Annotated in this window: 18 protein-coding genes; 10 read left to right on the top strand and 8 right to left on the bottom strand. The window is 45.6% G+C overall.

Going from position 1 to position 20,284, the window contains the following annotated elements:
• The first annotated feature begins 147 nt into the window (after positions 1–147).
• Positions 148–285, top strand: coding sequence for a hypothetical protein (locus QUA99_RS17340; RefSeq protein ID WP_333238938.1), 138 nt, complete (start codon positions 148–150; stop codon positions 283–285).
• A 267-nt stretch (positions 286–552) separates the two neighbouring features.
• On the opposite strand, the gene QUA99_RS17335 is transcribed toward QUA99_RS17340, so the two are convergent.
• Together QUA99_RS17335 and QUA99_RS17330 are read right to left on the bottom strand one after the other, a co-directional pair.
• Positions 553–1,467 (bottom strand): DUF6999 family protein, encoded by a 915-nt coding sequence (locus QUA99_RS17335; RefSeq protein WP_333238936.1) that lies wholly within the window; start codon positions 1,465–1,467, stop codon positions 553–555.
• Entirely contained in the window at positions 1,467–3,335 is a 1,869-nt protein-coding gene (locus tag QUA99_RS17330) for a 3-oxoacyl-[acyl-carrier-protein] synthase III C-terminal domain-containing protein (protein ID WP_333238934.1), read from the bottom strand. The genes QUA99_RS17335 and QUA99_RS17330 overlap by 1 nt, the downstream gene beginning before the upstream one ends.
• Before the next feature lie 246 nt (positions 3,336–3,581).
• Here QUA99_RS17330 and QUA99_RS17325 point away from each other — a divergent pair, with 246 nt between their 5' ends.
• Complete coding sequence (locus QUA99_RS17325; RefSeq protein WP_333238932.1) at positions 3,582–4,598, top strand: hypothetical protein; 1,017 nt, start codon at positions 3,582–3,584, stop codon at positions 4,596–4,598.
• 170 nt (positions 4,599–4,768) lie between these two features.
• On the opposite strand, the gene serS is transcribed toward QUA99_RS17325, so the two are convergent.
• The 5 genes from serS to QUA99_RS17300 form a co-directional block, all read right to left on the bottom strand.
• Complete coding sequence (gene serS, locus QUA99_RS17320; protein WP_333238930.1) at positions 4,769–6,049, bottom strand: serine--tRNA ligase; 1,281 nt, start codon at positions 6,047–6,049, stop codon at positions 4,769–4,771.
• A gap of 645 nt (positions 6,050–6,694) precedes the next feature.
• Complete coding sequence (locus tag QUA99_RS17315; RefSeq protein WP_333238928.1) at positions 6,695–8,326, bottom strand: iron uptake porin; 1,632 nt, start codon at positions 8,324–8,326, stop codon at positions 6,695–6,697.
• A 45-nt stretch (positions 8,327–8,371) separates the two neighbouring features.
• Positions 8,372–9,376 carry an ABC transporter permease subunit gene (locus tag QUA99_RS17310; RefSeq protein ID WP_333238926.1) on the bottom strand — a complete coding sequence of 335 codons (1,005 nt, stop codon included), beginning with the start codon at positions 9,374–9,376 and terminating at the stop codon, positions 8,372–8,374.
• Positions 9,373–10,917 (bottom strand): sugar ABC transporter ATP-binding protein, encoded by a 1,545-nt coding sequence (locus QUA99_RS17305; RefSeq protein ID WP_333238924.1) that lies wholly within the window; start codon positions 10,915–10,917, stop codon positions 9,373–9,375. The genes QUA99_RS17310 and QUA99_RS17305 overlap by 4 nt, the downstream gene beginning before the upstream one ends.
• A 181-nt stretch (positions 10,918–11,098) precedes the next feature.
• Positions 11,099–12,079, bottom strand: coding sequence for an ABC transporter substrate-binding protein (locus QUA99_RS17300; protein WP_333238923.1), 981 nt, complete (start codon positions 12,077–12,079; stop codon positions 11,099–11,101).
• 828 nt (positions 12,080–12,907) lie between these two features.
• On the opposite strand from QUA99_RS17300, the gene QUA99_RS17295 reads away from it, so the two are divergent.
• Positions 12,908–14,068 carry a glycosyltransferase family 4 protein gene (locus QUA99_RS17295; protein WP_333238921.1) on the top strand — a complete coding sequence of 387 codons (1,161 nt, stop codon included), beginning with the start codon at positions 12,908–12,910 and terminating at the stop codon, positions 14,066–14,068.
• A 136-nt stretch (positions 14,069–14,204) separates the two neighbouring features.
• Entirely contained in the window at positions 14,205–14,585 is a 381-nt protein-coding gene (locus tag QUA99_RS17290) for a hypothetical protein (RefSeq protein ID WP_333238920.1), read from the top strand.
• 95 nt (positions 14,586–14,680) lie between these two features.
• Here QUA99_RS17290 and QUA99_RS17285 read toward each other — a convergent pair whose 3' ends face one another.
• Entirely contained in the window at positions 14,681–14,929 is a 249-nt protein-coding gene (locus tag QUA99_RS17285) for a chlororespiratory reduction protein 7 (protein ID WP_333238918.1), read from the bottom strand.
• A 298-nt stretch (positions 14,930–15,227) separates the two neighbouring features.
• Between QUA99_RS17285 and sir the strand changes: the two genes are divergently transcribed.
• From sir to QUA99_RS17255, 6 genes are all read left to right on the top strand, one after another.
• Complete coding sequence (sir, locus tag QUA99_RS17280) at positions 15,228–17,216, top strand: sulfite reductase, ferredoxin dependent (protein ID WP_333238917.1); 1,989 nt, start codon at positions 15,228–15,230, stop codon at positions 17,214–17,216.
• 259 nt (positions 17,217–17,475) lie between these two features.
• Positions 17,476–18,300, top strand: coding sequence for a 16S rRNA (uracil(1498)-N(3))-methyltransferase (locus QUA99_RS17275; protein ID WP_333238915.1), 825 nt, complete (start codon positions 17,476–17,478; stop codon positions 18,298–18,300).
• An 80-nt stretch (positions 18,301–18,380) separates the two neighbouring features.
• On the top strand, positions 18,381–18,611 hold the full coding sequence (locus QUA99_RS17270; RefSeq protein WP_333343431.1) for a hypothetical protein: 231 nt from the start codon (positions 18,381–18,383) through the stop codon (positions 18,609–18,611).
• The gene (locus tag QUA99_RS17265; RefSeq protein WP_333238911.1) at positions 18,601–18,951 is read left to right on the top strand and encodes a type II toxin-antitoxin system PemK/MazF family toxin; all 351 of its coding nucleotides are present in this window, start codon (positions 18,601–18,603) and stop codon (positions 18,949–18,951) included. Before QUA99_RS17270 ends, QUA99_RS17265 begins: the two co-directional genes overlap by 11 nt.
• A gap of 65 nt (positions 18,952–19,016) precedes the next feature.
• Positions 19,017–19,487: a lysozyme inhibitor LprI family protein gene (locus QUA99_RS17260; RefSeq protein ID WP_333238909.1), complete on the top strand. Its 471-nt coding sequence runs from the start codon at positions 19,017–19,019 to the stop codon at positions 19,485–19,487.
• A gap of 135 nt (positions 19,488–19,622) precedes the next feature.
• Positions 19,623–20,216 (top strand): hypothetical protein, encoded by a 594-nt coding sequence (locus QUA99_RS17255; protein WP_333343433.1) that lies wholly within the window; start codon positions 19,623–19,625, stop codon positions 20,214–20,216.
• The last annotated feature ends 68 nt before the right edge of the window (positions 20,217–20,284 follow it).

Raw genomic sequence — 20,284 nt, 5'->3', positions numbered from 1 at the left:
AAGCCGCTGCTCGCTGTCACCAAACCACAGCTAAAATATCACCTCTTGTTGAGGTAGAAATCACGCGGATTTTAGGCAAAACATCCGATTATTAAAAGTATGGTGTTGTAGTAGTTATTCAATACCAGTTCTTGGGAGTGCGTAAAAATGGCCGCTAAACCTTGCAGTCAACCTTTAAAATCTAATCCTTTTATTACTTACCGCGATCCGATTACAGGCAAGTGGATTGTGGTAAGTCAGAATTTGCCCCAAGCAGCAGAACAAGCCCAGCTAACAGCAGCTTGAGTTTTCCTATTAAGTTTATACCTACAAAATCAACTATAATTTCAGATTGCGTAGGGGCGGGTTTTACCAACCTTCTATGCCTAAAACCAACAATCTGGTAAACCCGCCCCGCTCAAAGGTCAATTGGAATATACATTTTTTTATATCACAGAAAGGGTGGATGTAGATTATTAGTTGTCTGGAGCGGGTTTAGGTAGATTGTTTGCTGTTATTAACTATTATTGGTAAAACCCGCCCCTACGGTATTTGTGATTATGTAATATGAGTTTAGTTCATCTCTTTTTGCAATTCCAAATACCGATAGAGATATTCCGAAATTATCCCGTGCAAAAACAAGTCGCGTGCCGCATTAAACGGACTGTTGGGCGCTAGCGGATGGCGGTTGACAATGACATGATTCCAGTCGCAATTTCCCGTAATCTCGCTGACATACAGTCCGAAGTTTTCATCTAACTGAAGCGACATCACTGCTCGCGCAAATTCGTCGCTAGTCAAACACAGAGAATAAAAAACTTTAAAGAGCTCGATCGCAGATTCTAAATCCAGAATTTTTAGCCATCTGCGTTTTTCAAAATCTATTGCAACTTCTACTGGTTGAATGCTATCATAATTTACTCCCCGTTTTTTTACCACCTGCAACCAGTTAGGATTTCTCAGCATTGCCTGGTTGTAATCCCAGACAAAATTATAGAGAATTAAGTCGTGTTCGAGAAACGCATTGTCAGCTAAATCGCTAACAGTGCGCGGATAAAGCTTTGACTTTTCTATCCGGGTGTCGGGGCCGTTGTCAATCAAGAAGTTTATAATGTTGGAGCCGATGCCGAGATGCCGCACAATTAAATAACAAGCTTCTGGCGAGACAAAGTTATTCAGGAAAAATACTGCGGATTTGTGCATTAAAGTGTAAGCGCGAAATTGAAAGGGAAACAGGCGCTTTGTTGTCATAATTACCGCCAGCAACAAGTTAGCAATTACTTTGATCGGAATCAGCAAATAACTGCGAGTCCAGTTTTGCAAATCCCGGATCATGTAGGCTTTTGCCACTAAATCTACGGGAATAGCTCGATCGCAAAACAGCACATCCCAAACATTCGGATCTCGGCGGTTGTAGGGTTTGGTAGCGTAAGGGATTTTTCGCTCATCTGGGAGATTTTCGGTATCTTGTTTTTGCAGCTTTTGCATTAGCGAATTTCCTCCAATTGCAGCAAATATAAACGGGCAGTAACGCGAGCGGTTTTGACAATGCGGCGGGCAATATCATCTGTCATCCATTCGGCATTAATCAAATTTTCCAGTTTGGCTAAATGCGACTCGTCATTAGATCCGTGATACGCTAAAAACGATACTTGTTCGGATTGCAAACCGAGAGTTTCTTGAATTTGTTTTGCCCACTTTCCCGCCAACCGATTGCCCAATCCTTCGATAATAAACATACTGCCAATTAAATCGACCGGATTTTCCCGCGATGCTTGGTGGAAGATAAAAGCTGATAGTGCTTCGCTGCCAATATTCTTATCATATTCCACAATTTTTGCCAATTCACCGCCCACAGAAACATAATTTTGTTCTAGCATTTGATAGTCGCGGTGTTCGTCTTGAGCGTGACCGATAAAAGTCGATCGCAGGCGAAAGTCGCTCATGTTAGAAGCAGCGCGAGCAATCCAGCGAGCTCCCTCTACAACTTGCGGCCGGAGATTGCACAGCAAAGCTTGATAATCTTCTATTGTAAACTCTCCTCGGTACAATTTGCGGACAATGGGAACGGAACGAATTTCGCGATCGAACTTCAGCCAAATCCATGCTAACTCCCGCAACAAATAAGCTTGCGGAGAGTTGGGGTGTTGGGGTTTAACGCTTTCGAGAGGCGAAGCTTCGGGAACCTCATGAAAGTTATAAATTTGAGAACTCATAGGCTTATGGGTATTTTCCACAGCAGTTAACATCATATATGCCGTGGTAAAGCGCCCGCTTTCCGGGACAAAACAAAAGATTTTCTGTCCAGGCTGCAACTTGCCAGAATTGAACAATTCCTCTAACATTAAATAAATCGCAGCGCAGCCTGTATTTCCCCGGCTGTATAAGTTGGTAAACCATTTTTCTTCAGGAATCATGCAGCCTGCTTGTTCCAGAAGTTCTACAATTTGCCCCCGGAAAAAGTGAGACGAATAGTGGCACAGCAACCAGTCGATTTCCTGCGGACAAACTCTCCCTGATTTAATCAGCCGCAGCCAACCTTCAACGCCTAATTTCATTACATTGTCCAGCAAGCGAATATTCTGCCGCAAGTCAAAAGCTCCCGCTGTGGCTGCATCGAGGTAGGAGGAATAGTCCAGCCAGCTTTTAGTGGATGTTTCGTTGGCTACTCCTGAATACATACAAACAGGATAAGCATTGGCGTGAGAAACGAGTTCAATCCATTCTATTTTTAAACTAATTCCTGTTGCGCTAGGATGGTTTTGCAGCAACAATGCTCCGGCACCGTCGGAGAGCATCCAGCGCAGAAATTCTGTATCGAAAGGCAGGGGTTTTCCCGCTTGCACTGAAGTCTCTGTTTCAAATTTGGTGTTTTTGAACAGGCGCGAGGGAAATTCGGAAGCGACGGCAATTGCTGTTTGTTTTTTGCCGAGTTCGATTTGAGAGGCGGCGTAATTTAAAGCACTAACTCCGGCACAGCAAACTCCTTGAGTTGACACTATTTCTAGGGGAGATAATTCGGAAAGTTCCCCGTGTACTGTGCTGGCAAATCCCGGTACTAATAAATCTGGTAAAGTGGTAGCGCAGGCCAATAAGTCGATCGCCCCTGGTTCCAAATTTGACCGAGAAATCGCGTCGCGGACGGCAAACGCTGCCATTTGGCTGTTAGAATATATTGTTTGCTGCTGTTTGTCGATCGCGTAGTAGCGCTGTTGAATGCCGTTGCTGTTGAGAATTCGCTGCCTGACTCTCGAAGGGCGCGAGGCAACTTTGCCGAGATATTCTTCCATCTCATCATTATTAATTGGTTCTCCCGGCAAAAATTTTCCCATCCGATTGATATAAGCACTGTACATGGCGTAAACCTCCAAAGTTGCTAATTTACTCGGGTTCGTTGGTTTGTTAAATCAAGCCAGAAAATATCTAAAATTGATTCTGCTTTGTGAAGCAGTGAACTTGCAAGGAGCAAGCAGCTATCTTGTAGAGTCGCCGGAAATCAGTCAAGTTGAGCAACAGCGGCAACAAGTAACCTGAAGCGGGGTGAAGTTTATTGTAATTGAGCCAATATGTAAGTAGAGTTCCTTCGCTGCTTGGCAACTACAATGGATTTTGAAGAAATAAATTTTTGGTATTCTCAATCTCAACGACGCACGGCTGTCTCGCTGTTGATGAAACGAGTCGGCGTAACTCGCACTAGGGCTGAATGCTTTATCAGGCTGTGGATTTACTTATTGGTGAAACAGCTTCAGGAAAATCAGCCCCGCCTCAAACCGCCGCTGGCGAAACTGGAATTGCCGGCAACAGAAGTGCAGTGCACTCACCGGGAAGCCGCAGAACTATTTTACTGCGATTCCGATCGGGGAAGCGATCGCGCCGCCGGCATGATGTTAGATAAATTAGAAGCCCTGGGATTAATTAAAAAACACTTTGACGGTAACACTACCGAAATTGAAATTCAACCTGTTTCAGAAATTTTAAATATTGCCGAACCTCAAAACCCCGTACAACTCCAATTAGATAATTTTAACCCTCGGTGCGACGCGATTCCCGTTGCTAATTTATTAGCGACCAATTACAACTGGATGAACCGCAACACTAACGCCGTACCCCAAAAAATCGCTAAAATCCTCCGGCTTTTGGCCAGTCAATACTCAAAGGGAATGCGAGTTTTGCGTCGCTCAGATAACCTCAATCCCGTCGGGTTTTACTTACTTTATCCAACAGCTAGCGAATCTGAAGTCAATTTTTTTAACGCTCCTAGCAAAAGCCTTCATTTAAGTTCTATTTCCGATATCGATCCTTTCAATATGGCGCTACCAGGAGATCAAAATTGCCAGTCAATATTTGTCCGCAGTTGGATGATCGATCCGCAGTATTTGTCAGAATACCGGATTACTTTTCTGGAAGACACACAGAAAGTTTTAGGAGAAATGCAAACAGATTTTCCGAATCTTTGCGACTTGTACACGCTGATGATTCACCCCATGTACGAAAAACAGGCCCTGGCTTTGGGATTTCATAAGACTAGCAGTGACAGTCAGTTATCTGTTTACTGGATGTATCTCGCATTGGATAGATTTTTAGCCCAGGACATCAAGGAAGCTCTAAGAAATTTGTAATATAGTATCAATTTCGGCTGCGCCGGAATGATAAGCGAGGATACGGCACTGCCGTATCCCTACGGTGATAAATTGTAGGGACACGGCACTGCCGTGTCCTGATTTCGGGTAATATTAATTCCGATGCAACCGGAATTAATATTACTCGGCGATTTCAATCGCCGAGTGACTTATAAAACTTCCCGTCCCAAATAGGGTTGTAAGGCTTCCGGCACTTTTACAGTTCCGTCTGGCTGCTGGTAATTCTCCAAAATAGCCGCCATTGTGCGGCCCACAGCTAAACCGGAACCGTTAAGGGCGTGAACGAATTGAGTGCCTTTTTTCCCCGTTTCTTTAAAGCGAATATTTGCCCGCCGCGCCTGAAAATCTGCGACGTTGGAACAACTGGAAATCTCGCGGTATTTGCCCGCAGATGGCAGCCACACCTCTAAATCGTAGGTTTTTGCCGCCGCGAAACCCAAGTCGCCGGTACACAGCGCGATCGCCCGATAAGGCAATTTCAGCGCCTGTAAAACTCCCTCAGCATCCTGCACTAACTTTTCGTGCTCTGCCTCGGAGGTACTCGGATGCACGAGTTTTACCAATTCAACTTTATTAAATTGGTGCAATCGAATTAATCCCCGCGTATCTTTGCCGTAACTGCCAGCTTCGCGGCGAAAGCAAGGAGTATAAGAACAGTGATAAATTGGCAACTGTTCTGCTGTCAAAATTTCACCTCTGTACAAATTGACCACCGGAACTTCGGAAGTAGGAATTAACCACAAATCATCTTGGTCGCACTTGAAACTTTCTTCAGCAAATTTGGGTAATTGACCCGTAGCTGTGAGGGATTCAGTGTTAACTAAAAATGGTGGAATTACTTCTACATAACCGGCTTTTGTGTGGCGATCGAGCATGAATTGAATAATCGCTCTTTCCAGGGCTGCCCCGGCTCCCATTAAGCTCACAAAGCGGGGCTGAGCGATTTTTACTGCCCGTTCAAAGTTGATAATTCCTAATTTTTCGCCGATTTCCCAGTGCGGTAAAATACCTGAATTTTGGGGAATGTATTCGTCTCCCCAGCGCCGGATTTCGACGTTTTCTTCTTCATTTTTGCCGATCGGCGTTGACGGACTCGGTAAGTTTGGCAGCGGTAGCAATAAAGCTTCTATTTGAGCTTTTAGGTCTTTTTCCTGTGCTTGCAGTTCGTTCGACTCGGTGCCGACAGCGTTGCCTTCTGCCTGCAGTTCCTGAATTTCGGGAGATTCGAGGGGTAAACCCGATTTTCTTTTTTGACCGATGAGTTTGGCAATTTCGTTGCTGCGGGCTTGCAGTTGTGATCGCTTGCCTTCCAACTCCCGCTGCTGTTTGTCTAATTGCAAAATCGGCTCGATTTCATAGTTACCTCCGCGCAGGTTGAGGCTTTCTTGCACGGCTTGCGGGTTTTCTCGGATTAATTTGAGGTCTAGCACAGATTTATTCTAAATCTTAAATTTTAGATCGGCTGGGACAGAACTAGATGATATAAAAGCTTTGTTAATCATTGGCATATTAAATCATAATTTATTCTGACCTAAATTCCTAGTTGGGTGTCACCCATGAAGGGTGACACCCCACAAATGTATGTTATAGTTGCAAATATTAGTAGATGCACCCTGATAATTTTCTACCCCAGCCAGCGATGGTAGGGGTTTTTTGTTAGGTAAATCCTGACCAAGATACAGCGTATCCCTGGTTTATGAAGCAGTAGGGACAAGGCACTCTTCTTCGTGTCAACTTAAGCTGTCAGTCCGCCAAGTCCTCTCGCCCACCCAGCAAGTCCGACAGGGAATTAATTCCCTGTCTCATAGCGAAAGTCCTCTCAAAGAGGACTGAATAGACATCTCCTAAAAAGCCAATCTTGAACAGGCAGGATGCCTGTTCCACAAGAATTATGGGAGATGTCTAATAGCTCATTAGTCCTCTTTGAGAGGACTTCTGCTTTGAGGCAGGGGTTTCAACCCCTGCCGGACTGAGGGTTTGAGTCTTAAGTTGACACTAATGGGCTGGCGTGCCGTGTCCCTACGGGGCTCGATCTGGGGTGTACTTCATAAACATGGAATCTGCTGTATTTCCGGTTAAAAGTTAAAGCCAGTGCGAAGCAACCAAACCCATTGAGTGTCGTTGCGGCTGTCATTCTCAGGATTAACAACGGCCCAAAAACCAGGGGTGATGGAAATGTTGTCGTTGACCTGAAAGCGATAGAAAGCTTCAATGTGATAGGAAGTATCTCGCTCGCGGCGCACATTACTGCTCGTCACGCGACCTGGCAAACCCACCAAAATCCCGGGTAGGTTGCCTTCACCTCCCACATCTGGGAAACTTATCCCGATCGCTGCATACACAATATCGGCGCGATCGTCCCCGTCAACATTTAGCAAAACCACGCCACCTCTACCATCAGAAACGCTGCTAACACCGGAATTTTCTGCATTGGCGCGAGTATAAACGCCCCAGCCGTGAACTTGCAACCGGGGAGCAAGGCGGTAGAATCCTTGTACGCCTACAGAATCGCTGGATGTAGCAATATTGTCCCCAAACGGTCGCGCAGCCAGAAAACTGCCCGTACCGCCTGTGAGGTCGGCTTTACCGCTTGGTGCAAAGGTACGAGAATAGGCTACGCCAATTGCTCCGCGATCGCCCCGGTAGGCAAGCTGAACCAGAGCATTGTAGGAACCGTTGAATAAACCGTTATTTTGCTGCGAGAGATTGGGATTTCCTGCGATATAGCCTACAGTCAGGGTGAGGTTTTTGACGATCGTCCAGTTGACAGCAGCACCGCCACCTCCCCGGCGGTAGAGGGGATTGTATTGTCCGAACTTCGAGGGAATTCCCTCACTATCGCTGGCGATCGTTGGAGGAGTCAGCAAATCCGTAATATCGGGATACCCGACACCTGTGGGGCCGACGGTCAGCGCCAGATTAGAGGTCAGCGGCGTTACATATAATACGTGAGGGACGGTGATTGTGTTATCGACATTGCCATCAAAGTTCAAGGCCGTCATATTTGTACCCGTCTCATCGGCAATCCTGCCCAAGTTGCCGAATTCCAAACGGGTTCTCAGCATATCGCGACCGGTGAAACTGGTTTCAAAATTTAATCGCCCCCGGTTGGCAAGAATAGTGTTGGTGCGATCGCGCGAGTCCCCAACACTGTTGCCGGAGGTATCTGTTACCACCACGATAATTTCCGCATTCAGCTTCGTCGTAGTGGAAAACTGATTCGCTTCTAGTTCTGCTGTGCGTGCATCGAGAGTATCGACTCGACCCCGCAACACCGATAATTCAGTTGCAAATTCTGCTTGCAGCTTTTGGACGATCGCTAAATCTTCTCTAGTAATCTGGTTGGTTGTTCCTGTGGCAATTAGTTCGCTGACTCGATCGAGACAGCTATTCAATCCTGCGGCAAATTCGTACCGCGTTATCGCGCGGTTTCCTCTATAGGTGCCGTCGGGATAACCGACAATGCAGCCGTAGCGTTCTACTAGAGATTGCAGCGCCTGAAACGCCCAGTCAGTTGGTTTTACATCCGAGAGTTGAGAGACAGAATTTACCTGCGCGAAGGGGTCTTCTGCCAAGGTATTTAACGGTTCAGGAGCAACTAATCTATCAATTGGTGCAGCAAAAATTGGGAATGATGTTAGTAGAAATACAGCAGGTGTTCCCAGTATAAAAGCAGTAATCAGGTGAAGAAAATGCTGAATGTGCATAGGACAAAGCTCCTCATAAGGAACCGATCGACCGAATTAGCAATATTACGCTGCGCTTGAACCTGTGCGAACTTTGTCAATCGTCACTGCGATAATTATCACCAAACCTTTGACAACTAACTGCCAGAAGAAAGACACGTTCATGAGAGTTAGTCCATTGTTGAGCAGGGCAATAATTAAAGCCCCCAGCAAAGTACCCCAAATAGTGCCAATTCCACCTGTGAAACTCGTTCCTCCCAAAATTACCGCAGCGATCGCATCTAATTCGTAGCCTTGCCCCAACATCCCCGTCGCACTGTAGAGGCGCGATGCGCTCATAATGCCGCCTAAACCAGAAAGCATCCCGCTAACACCATAGACAAACAACAGCACCCGACTCACCTTAATACCTGTCAATCGTGCTGCCCGAATGTTGCCTCCCACGGCATAAATATGCCTCCCTAGAACAGTCCGCCGCAAGACAAACCAACTCGCTAAAACTGCGAGAAAAGCGATAATAACTAACCAGGGAATAGGGCCAACATAGCTGTTACCTACCCAAGCAAAATTCAGATTCCTATTGATAACGGTAGTGCCGTTAGCTACTAAATAAGCAACTCCCCGCAAAGCAGTGTAAGAACCAAGGGTTACGATGAACGGAGGCAAACCTAAATAAGCAATTAGCGAGCCGTTAAGTAATCCCAAAAAGACTCCCGCTATTAACGCAGCCGGTACGGCAAACCAACCGAGACCTGGAACTAAGGAAACCAGCACCCCGACAACTGCCGTCACACCCAAAATTGACCCAACAGAAAGGTCAATCCCGCCCGTCAAAATCACAAAAGTCATGCCGGTAGCTAGGACAATATTGATCGATGCTTGCCGGATGACATTGATCAAATTTCCAACTGAAAGAAAGTTGGGCGTTACCAAGGAAAAAATTATACAGATGCCAACCAAAATCGGCAGGATGCCGGCTACTTGGATAAAATTTCTCCAAGCTTGAGCTTTACTGGCTTTTTGGCGATCGCTTGATTGATTTCTGGTGCTTTTTACTTCTGTTTGACTCATGATTTTTTTACCTCTGTTGCCCCGGTGGCATAAGCCATAATGTTCTCTTGCGTAATTGCTTCCCCAGTCGATCCGCCTACTTCACCGACGAGGCTTCCTGCTCGCATCACTAAGACGCGATCGCTCATTCCCACAATTTCCGGCAGTTCGCTGGAAATCATTAAAATACCTACACCCTTGGCTGCCAAATCGCTAATAATTCGATAAATTTCGCTTTTGGCGCCAATGTCCACACCCCGCGTCGGTTCATCTAGCAAAAGTACCTTTGGGTTGATAGCCAACCAACGCGCTAGCAGCAACTTCTGCTGATTCCCCCCAGAAAGATCCATTGCCCTGATGCTCGGACTTGCAAGGCGAATTTGCAAATTATTAATAGCATCATTGACAATTTTTAACAGAAAATTTGAGTTAATAATGCCAGCTTTTGCTTCTCGATCGAGGACATTCATGGTGATATTTTCACCGGAACTTGCCTCCAAAAATAGTCCGAGAGCCTTGCGATCTTCGGGCACGTAAGCAATTCCGGCTGCCATTGCTTCATTGGGTGTCGAGACATTCAGAGGACGATTTTCAAGTTTAATTTCACCGCTTGTCTTTCGATCGGCACCAAAAATCAGGCGGGCAAGTTCTGTTCGGCCCGCGCCAACTAAACCCGCTAAACCCAGAATTTCGCCCGCATGAAGTTGAAAAGTGGCAGGCTTTACTTTGCGACCGTCGCTTAAATTTGTTACCTCAAGAACAACTGCACCCGGTGTTATTTGATGCTTGTTTTCGTACAAATCCTGTAAAGAACGACCCACCATCATTTCCACCAAGCGATTGGCAGAAATTTCGTGCTTTTCCAGAGAGCCAATATACCCGCCATCTCGGATGACGCTCACGCGATCGGCAAGGGCATAAATTTCTGCCATTCTGTGGCTGATATAAATAATAGCAATGCCCTCATTCCGCAAGCGGCGAACCACTTCAAAAAGCTTATCTGTTTCGCGGTCTGAAAGCGCGGCCGTCGGCTCGTCCATCACTAAAATTCGGCTATTGTGTTTGAGCGCCCTAGCTATTTCCACTTGCTGCTGTTCGGCAATTGAAAGTGTCGAAACCAGGTCTCCAGCCTCAAAATTTGCATCGAGGTTTTTCAATACCTCAGATGCTTTGCGCTGCATTTCATCTTGGTTTAAAAATGTACCTCCTTTCTTCAGCTCGCTGCCCATAAAAATGTTTTCAGCAACTGTCAGATTGGGGGCGAGATTGAGTTCTTGATAAATAATCGCTATCCCTAAATTTCTGGCTTGACCGGGGTCTGTCATCTTAACAGCTTGACCGTCAATTCTGATTTCGCCTGCATCAGCTATGTAGGCTCCCGCCAGAATTTTCATCAGCGTACTTTTGCCCGCACCGTTTTCCCCCATGAGGGCGTGGACTTCGCCTGGGTAAACGGTGATATTTACATCGTGCAAGGCTGTAAAACCGTGAAAGGTTTTTGTAATACCTTGCATTTCTAGTACGGGCTTAGTTTTAATTGAATCGTGAGTGCTATTTACCATTGTAAATACCGTAAGGAAATCTGCTTGACTATTAAACTTAGATCCCCCCTAGCCCCCCTTCTTAAGGGGGGGAGAAGATTCTTCTCAAAGTCCCCATTCTTAAGGGGGGTTTAGGGGGATCTAGACTCGGGGAAAAACGGGATTCCTCAAGGGTTTTAGTCTTAACTTGACACGAAGAATGTCACTCACTTGTCCAGCCTTTATGTTGATTGACGTTTTCGCGAGTAATCAGCGCGACTGGAATCAGAATGTTTGGATTGGCTGGCTTTTTTCCTTTCCGAATGTCGTTCCCGACTTCAACGGCCTTGGCTGCCATGCGAAATGGATCTTGAGCTGCTGTAGCCACAAAGAGACTGTTGTTCTGCTTGAGTGCATCTAAAGCTTCAGGTGCACCATCGACTCCCACAATAAAGAACTCGCTTCTTTGTGCTTGTTTGGCTGCTAATTCTGCACCAATGGCACAGGGGTCATTAATTGCAAAAACAGCATCAATTTTCGGGAAGGAAGTAAGCAAATCGCTCATCACTCTTAACCCGCCATCGCGGCTGCCTTCTGCGTTCTGATCTTTGGAAAGAACCTTGAGATTGGGATATTTGGAGAAGACACTTTGGCACCCCTGAACTCGCTCGACGACTGAAGCGACGGGAGGCCCGTTGATAATCACAACGCTGCCTTTTCCTTTCAAGCGATCGGCTATATATTGACAGCTTACTTCGCCAGCTTGCACGTTATTTGAAGTAACTGTGGCATCAACGCCTCCCTCGGCGGCGGTATCAACTGCAATTATCGGAATTCCTGCTTGCTTGGCTTTTTCGACAGCGGGGGCAATGCCTTTGGTGTCAGCAGCATTGAGTACAATCATGCTGACATTAGAGGCAATAAAGTTTTCGATTTGATTAAATTGCTGATTTAAATCGTCGCCGCTGGAAACGAGAGTTGTCCTCACGTTTGCACCGCCGATTTTCTTGGCTTCGGACTCAGCGCCCTTGCCAACTTGTACGAAGAATGGATTGCCGAGGTCGCGGACTGCTACAGCAACTGATGAAAGTTCGGAGTTGCTTGGTTGTGTGCTGTTTTGAGCGTTCTGGGAAGCTGCGGTGCAACTTGCCAGAGTGCTGCTGACTAGACTAAAAAGACTGAGTGCGATCGTTACTCGTTTCACCTCAAACTCCAATGAATTCTCGTTTGGAGAGAGTCACTCGTACATATGAAGTTGCCAACCTAACATTAGCTTTTGTCAGGTTTAAGCTCAAATACCTAATGTTTTAGGTGAGGGGCTTCTCTGCGTACATAGTTGTACGGAACCTAGTTTTTTCTGCTCGTAAAACTTTCTCTATCGGCTCGTTAGACTGCTTTTATAAACGGAAAAGATATGAATATTCAATCTCTATCCTGGCTGCCAAAACAATCAACAAGCGGGAATTTTTTCAATGCTTTATGAGCATTATTTTTTCACTTTTTGAGAAAAAGTTTAGGAGAATATTTTTGACCAAATATTTCAGAAATAGCTTTTAAAAGCTGGCAGAGTCATATTTAATTTAACTCTCTATCTTGGCTGATGATAACAGTTAAACACAGGAGCGATATCTATCTTTAGATATACCATACTTTTACCAAAAAGTAAAGATGCGAGATCCTCGATCGGCACCGATAAGCTAATCCTCAGTCTGGTCGGACGCGCAGCACCAACTCAATAAATCTTAATTTTTGTTTGGTGCATAATATTGTAAAAAATCATTAAGTTTACAGTAAATTACGGTAGATTATAGTAAAGTTCAAGCAAAGCCTCGCGCTCACCCATGCAGCCCGTTAAAAAGCGCTAGTTAAAAAGCCGATCGTCCCTCAAAGCCAACGGTGAGAGTAGATAAGTCCAATATTTGGCTGTAAAACCTGCAACTACAGTCATCTTGACATGGTTTAAAAGCTCTGGATAATGGCGATCGCCCTTTTTGGCAAAATCACTATAATGCAATAATTGTCTGCGCTGTCAATGCCTAAATCTGAGATGCGATCGACAAATCACCTCTTCTGTTTCCTAGAAATATTTGCTAGCGAAGGCGGCATTCAATCCTACGTTCAAGACATTCTCAAAGCTTATGCGTCAATAACCGCAAAGACAAACTCGCCGCCGCAAGCTGAAGTTTTGCTGTTGCGAGATTCTCCAGACTGCAACAATCCCTTCGAGTCAAAAAATCTGAAATTTTATTACCTCAAAACCGAGAATCCCTGGTTGGGCCGTCTTAAGTTTGCTACAGTATTACTAACTCGCTTGCTGCAAAAACGACCGCAGCGGGTTTTTTGCGGTCACATCAAACTCGCACCGCTAATTCAAATTTTGTGCCAACCATTGGGAATTCCCTACACGATTTTAACTTACGGCAAGGAAGTTTGGGAATCGCTTCCGCCCAAATATCAAACAGCAATGAGACAAGCTGAGAGTATTTGGACTATTAGCAGGTACACGCGCGATTCCCTACGGGATAGCTTCGCCGCGCGTACTTGCGAAATTAACCAATTAAATCCCGAAAAATTCCACATAGTGCCTTGTACGGTAGATGAAAATATATTTACGACTGGGCAGAAGCCACAGGATTTATTAGAGCAGTACAATCTGGTTGGTGCTAAAATATTGATGACTGTAGCCAGATTGCGATCGACGGATATTTACAAAGGTGTCGATGTCACAATTCAAGCTTTGCCGCTAATCGCAAAAACGTTTCCCAATGTGAAATACTTAGTTATTGGCAGAGGAGACGATCGATCTAGATTAGCCAAACTCGCTGACGATTTGGGAGTTACCGAAAGAGTAATATTTGCGGGTTTTGTACCGACAGAAAATTTAGCAGCACATTACCAGTTAGCCGATGCTTATGTAATGCCCTCCCAGGAAGGCTTCGGTATAGTTTATTTGGAAGCTTTAGCTTGCGGAGTACCTGTTCTGGCGGGAGACGCGGACGGATCGGCAGATCCGCTGCAAGATGGTAAACTGGGGTGGCGAGTTCCTCACCGAGATTCAGCAGCAGTAGCGGTTGCTTGTGTGGAAATGCTGCGAGGAGAGGATAAAAGGTGCGATCGCCACTGGTTGAGAGAACAAACCCTGGCAAGATTTAGTTTTGAATCCCTTTGTCAATCCTTAGAAGGAATTTTTTAACCCTCTGACTCAGATAAACTTATGCCGTAGAGAGCGGTCTCTCCGTGTACAATGGGAAAATTAACTCGAACAACTACGTGATTTTCTGAGTAGGATAGAGTTATGCCTACGTGCAAAGACACCCAAGGAGACAACCGTGAACCAAGGCACCCCCAAAATCTCTTTAAACCTACCCCGTATTAGCAATTGGCTGATACTGCTGGGCATCGCGTGTTTGTTGGTGTCAATAGGTTTGGGTTGGATAGTTAAATCAGTGTTGATTGTAATAGCTTTTTTGTTGCTGACGCCTGTGGTAGCATTTTTCGCGCTTCAGTGGTGGCTGAAACGCAATTTAATTGAGGACAATTGTCCAGTTTGTCAATACGAATTTACAGCTTTAAATCAAACTCAATTTCAATGTGCCAACTGTGGCGAACCTCTGAAAATAGAGGAAGGTCATTTTAGTCGCTTGACACCGCCCGGTACGATCGATGTTACCGCAGTGGAAGTATCATCGGTTCAACAGTTGGAAGATTAACCGATTTTAGATTTTAGATTTTGGATTTTAGATTGAAGAATTGTTGATTTTTAACTGTTAACCGCTAACTGTATTAGCAATCCCCATCCCCAAAATTACTTTTCTAGACGCACTGCGTACCACTGCAAAAATTTTCCCGGCCCGACATCTAATTCACAATAAGTATTAATTAAATACTTGGCTTGAGCTTCCACGCCAGATATTTTATGCAAGTCCTGCGGCAAATCTTCGTGTTCCTCGGCTAACACGGCTTTCAGCTTTTCTAACAGTTCCGCCGCAGTCAAAAACTGCTCTGGCTGGTTTGTTTCTAAAACCACAAATGTGTCTTCGTCATACAGTGACATAGTTTCAAAGGTTGAGGTTAATTATTTCTAAAGTTTTGTACACTTAAGCGATCGAAAGTATAAACTCTTAATTACAATTTTTCAGCCCCGGCTCGATCGTGTTACAATTGAACAACATCAGAATTCCTACCGGATTACCGTTATTAACTTAGTTGTTAACTTAGTTGTTAACCGAGTTGTCAACATATCCGACAAAGCATTTCTGAAGAAATTTGTCAAGTGCAAATTTGTCAAGTGTCAAATTGTCAAGAAATATTCGATCGGCTGTATCTAATTATAACTGGCACTATACATTCCCATGATCACATCTTCCCCTTCAACCCCTGTTGCGCGCAAACCCTCTAAATCAGAAGGTCTCAAAGAACGCAGCAACTATTTACGAGAACCCGTTGCGACTGAACTGTTACAAGAAACTACCCACTTCACCGAAGACGGGATTCAGATTCTCAAATTTCACGGCTCGTACCAGCAAGACAACCGCGACAATCGAGTCAAAGGACAAGAAAAAGATTATCAGTTCATGCTCCGCACCCGCAATCCCGGCGGGTTCACTCCGCCGCAATTATACTTAGCCTTAGACAAGCTATCTGAAGAATACGGCAACCACACGATCCGCGTTACAACCCGCCAAGGTTTCCAACTGCACGGGGTGTTGAAAAAAAATCTTAAAGCAGTGTTTTCCTCAATTATTAAAAATATGGGGTCAACCTTGGGAGCTTGCGGCGACTTGAACCGCAACGTCATGGCACCGCCAGCACCGTACAAAAATCGCCCAGAATACAAGTATGCGCTGCAATACGCCAACAATGTCGCCGATTTGCTGACGCCGCAAACCGGTGCTTATTACGAAATTTGGCTGGACGGCGAAAAAGCTGTTTCGGCCGAGGAAGACCCCGCAGTGAAGGCCGCCAGACAGAAAAACGGCAACGGCACAATCTTTAGCGACAAAGAAGAACCGATTTACGGCAGCCATTATATGCCGCGCAAATTTAAGTGTTCCGTTACCGTGCCGGGAGACAATTCAATTGACTTGTACTCTCAGGATTTGAGCTTGGTGGTAATTACCAATAAAGCTGGCGAGTTGCAAGGTTTTGACGTGTTTGCTGGCGGCGGTTTGGGCCGCACTCACAACAAAGAAGAGACTTTTGCGCGGGTTGCGGATGAGATTTGCTATGTTGCCAAGGATGAAGTTTACGATTTGGTCAAGGCAATTGTAGCAACCCAAAGAGATTACGGCGATCGCACAGACAGACGGCACGCGCGGCTGAAGTACCTGATTAACGACAAAGGCGTACAGTGGTTCCGCGAAAAAGTAGCAGAATATTTTGGCAAGCCGCTAGAAGCCTTTAAACCGCTGCCTGAGTGGAAGTATTTTGATTTCTTGGGCTGGCACGACCAGGGAGACGGTAAACTGTTTGTCGGCATTTCTGTAGAAAATGGCCGGATCAAAGATGAAGGTTCATTTCAGCTAAAAACAGCTTTGCGGGAAATTGTGCAGAAGTACAACTTGCCGATACTGGCGACGCCGCACCAAAACGTGCTGATTTACGATATTTCGCCGGATCTCAAACAGGAAATTCAGGGAATACTCGATCGATGCGGCATTCAGCGGGAAACTGCGATCGACCCCTTAGTCCGCTATGCAATGGCTTGTCCGGCAATGCCGACTTGCGGGCTGGCGATTACCGAGTCCGAGCGCGTGATTCCCAGCATTCTAGAGCGGATTCGGACACTTTTGACCAAAGTTGGCTTGGCAGACGAGCATTTGGTGGTGCGGATGACTGGTTGCCCAAATGGATGCGCCCGCCCTTATATGGCAGAATTGGGGTTTGTCGGGAGTTCGCCGGAATCCTACCAGATTTGGCTGGGCGGTTCTCCCGACCAAACGCGGCTGGCAAAACCAATTGAGGAAAAGCTGCACGTAAAGAATTTTGAAGCTTTTCTGGAACCGATTTTTGTTTATTTCAAGCAAAAACGGCAACTGAGCGAGAGTTTTGGCAATTTTTGCGATCGCGTCGGGTTAGAATCTATCCGTCAATTTGTAACCAACTACCAATCTACTGACTCGATGACAACTGAGATTAATGAATTAGATGTTACGTCTAGTAACGATAACGGGAAAGAGACTGCCGCTGCTAGCGGTGGCAAAGTCCGCCGTCGAATTAGCGTCCGCGATGAAATCTACAACGAGCTCAAGGAAGAAGCAGCCCGTCAGGGCAAGCCGATTACACAGCTAGCTACAGAAGCGATTTCTACTTATTTAAAAAAGATCAAGGAGGAAGCATAAGCTGATTTTCGATTTTCAATTTGTGATTTTCGATTGTATTCAATAGACTTCTGGCAAAAGTAATATAAAGGCAGAGCATTTGCATAAAAAAACTTGGATTTGTAAAATAATTCCGGTTGTAGATGCTTTGCCTTTATTGTTTTTTGAACTGTTCAAACCCCGCCTGCCTATCTCCTCTCATTCTATCTTCCTCTGCGTTCTCTGCGTTCTCTGCGGTTTTAAAAAAATCTCTAATAGAAAACGAACAATCCCAAACTTAATGCCTCAATTACAAAGATTAGCAGTTAGTCCCGCTCAAATTTGCGATCGCAAAATCGACTTAACCAAACAACAGCAGCATTATTTAAACCGAGTTCTACGTTTGAGTGAGGGCGATCGATTTATTGCGATGGACGGCCGGGGACATTGGTGGTTAGCAGTCCTAGAAGCCCAGGAAACCGGGTTATTTGCCTCCCTAGCAGAGGAGATTTCTGCGGACAGGGAGCTACCCGTGGAAGTAACTTTGATGGCAGCCTTGCCCAAAGGAAACGGCTTTGACGAGGTTGTGAGACAGGCGGCGGAGTTGGGTGTGGCAAGTATTGTGCCGGTGACGAGCGATCGAACTTTGCTCAAACCAAGTGCTCAGAAGGTCGATCGGTGGAGAAGGATTGCTGCCGAAGCGGCAGAACAGTCGGAACGTCAATTTGTGCCGGCGATTTTAGAGCCTGTTTCGTTTGATATTGCTGTCAAAAATTGCGGTCAAAAATATCGATATATTTGTGTTGCTCGCGGGGACAATCGGCATTTGTGGGATTGTTTGTTGGGTAATTTAGAACCCCCCCAGCCCCCCTTGTTAAGGGGGGAGCAAGATGGAGCGACTGGTTTCGCTCCCCCCCAGCCCCCCTTAATAAGGGGGGAGCAAGAACAAGAGGAATTAGCGATCGTGATTGCTGTCGGGCCGGAGGGTGGATGGACTGACGGTGAGGTGGAAAGGGCGATCGAATTTGGTTTTGAAGCTGTTTCTTTGGGGAGTAGAATTCTCAGGGCGGTGACTGCACCGATAGTTGCTTTATCATTGGTGGGCGCGGCTTTTGAGAAGTGCTAATATCCACAAAAAAGTACCGAGACTTGCTGGGTTTGGCGATCGCCGCTAAAATGTAAATGGCTAATTATAACAGAAGTAAAATGTTACAGTCAGTAGAGGGCATATATCGAAATGGCAAAATCGAATTACTAGAAACACCCACCGACATAGAAGAAGCGCAAGTTATTGTTACTTTTATGCCAAAAATAGGGTTAGTAAACTTGCAATCTCGCGGTATCAACGACGAACAAGCAGCAGATTTACGGGTGCGGTTGAGCAGATTTGCTCCTGATTGGGAACTACCCGAGATGGATGCTTACGATGCCTTATAATCGCGGTGATGTGGTTTTGGTTTTGTTCCCCAGCTCGGACTTGCGTACTGCGAAACGCCGTCCAGCTTTGATAATTCAAGCTAATAATCTGGGGACTGGTTTAGGGCAAACAATTACGGCAATGATTACTAGCAATTTAGCCCGTTCTGGACACCCAAGCCGGGTTTTTGTTTCCCTAGCAACACCGTCCGGGCAGCAAACGGGATTGCTAGCTGACTCGGTAATTATGACAGACAATCTTGTGACGCTTCTAGAAGTTGAAATCGATCGCAAAATTGGTATTTGGTCAAATATGGTGGCAGTAGATGCAGCACTCAAGCACACTTTGGCAATCGAATAAACAGGGTGAATCGAATTCATCAAATATAAAAACAATCTTTACATCAATCAGGTCTACTTTTTCTTATGTCATCAGATAGGTGGGTTGACGAGCCAATGAAAATAGAGTTGAAGAAAGGTCGATCGCTCTTTTGGTCGATTCCCTACGGGATAGCTTCGCCGCGCGTGGTTTTGGCAATTTTAGGTACAACATCAGTTTCTGCACAATCTCCTAGCTTTCCCCTTGCTCAACAGATTAATTGCGATCGCCCGCAAGGAGATGTGCAAGTCAGAACTTGTATTCGATTGAGGTACGAGGCTTCGGATCGACAACTTAACGAGGTTTACAAACAACTGATATCCCAATTGAGCGGCGAAGAGCGATCGCTACTTTCCGAAGCACAATTAGGATGGATTAAAGTGCGAGATAAAACCTGCGAATTTGAAGTGTATCAAAATCGCGGCGGTACCGGTTATCGAGGTTTCCTCAATGAATGTTTGGATCGCATGACTAAACAGCGCACAGGCGAGTTGCAGCGGTATATCGAGGAAAGATAAAAAAAGGCGATCGAACTAAGCTCAGAACTTGTATCTACCTCTGCGTTAATCTGCGTTAATCTGCGTGCATCTGCGGTTAAAAAATAATAAAATACGCTCGCTGCAAAAAGTCTCTCCCAAAAACAAGGAAAATTCATGAAAATGCGATCGCCCATCACCATCACAATCATCATCGTAGCAATCCTAGCCGCCAGCATACAATCTGTAACGGCTGAGCGATCGACTAATCAAGGGCAATTGGTAGCCAATGCTCAGCTATCTGACATACAAACAAATCAGCTTAAGTCTCTCGGAGTTAAAGTTGCCATTCCTAGCTATATTCCTGCCGGATTTCAGGTGGCTAGCGTTCAAGTTAAACCTTGTCCTTCAGAATTCCGCCGTTTTTGCCCTAACTACGCAATTATCTATGGAAACTCTAATAACTCTTGCTTTGCTATTGAATCCACAGGTGGCGGTATTGGCGATATGCCATCGACTGACTTAGAACGGAGTTATCCCGTCAACAATTCAATATTGGGCAAAAGCGCAGTGTTAAAATATCGTAAAAACCCTCGACTTTCTGGCCCTACTTTAACAGGATCTTGGATGGGGAAAGGCCCATTTTACAGATTTACTGGTGCGGGTTCTCGTCTTTTCTTAGATACTGCGCCTCCAGAGTTATCTAATTGTAAGGACATTAGCCCCCAAGAAGCTGTCCGGGTTTGGGAATCTCTGCGATACTTGCCATAAAATCCTCAAATAATAGCAGCATAGTGTTCTCATTGTTGGGCGATCGCGCAAGCAAAGGTTCCTACAGC

The organism is Microcoleus sp. F10-B2, from assembly GCF_036704965.1.
Lineage (GTDB): Bacteria > Cyanobacteriota > Cyanobacteriia > Cyanobacteriales > Microcoleaceae > Microcoleus.
This window is presented reverse-complemented; position numbering and strand designations above follow the sequence as displayed.